The organism is Paenalicyclobacillus cellulosilyticus, from assembly GCF_014647315.1.
GTDB lineage: Bacteria > Bacillota > Bacilli > Alicyclobacillales > Alicyclobacillaceae > Alicyclobacillus_J > Alicyclobacillus_J cellulosilyticus.
The window spans coordinates 1-274 of the sequence record NZ_BMOY01000118.1 but is presented as its reverse complement, the minus strand read 5'-3'; the positions used below and the strand labels follow the sequence as shown (position 1 = coordinate 274).

The window sequence follows — 274 nt, the reverse complement described above, 5'->3', positions numbered from 1 at the left end:
GACCACTTGATCAAATGGGGTTTCTTCCACCAAAAGATCGTATGCAGTGGCATCAACCATGTATTTGTCGACACCACTGGCCATCGTAGCATTGCCTTGAGGGTCGAGATCGATCACCAAAACCTTGCGCTTTGTTGCCGCCATCGAAGCCGCTAAGTTAATGCACGTTGTTGTTTTGCCGACCCCACCTTTCTGGTTGGCGATTGCTACAATTTTACCCACGACTACCTCGCTAATTTTCCTTGCGCGCTAAGATTACTAGATGCCGATCGCC

The 274-nt window shown here is 49.3% G+C and carries 1 protein-coding gene; it reads right to left on the bottom strand.

Translation table 11 applies throughout. The features are described 5' to 3' along the window. Nucleotides 1-222: ParA family protein (locus IEX97_RS13700; protein ID WP_229776929.1), on the bottom strand; the 222-nt coding region annotated here is incomplete at its 3' end. Nucleotides 223-274 lie beyond the last annotated feature (52 nt).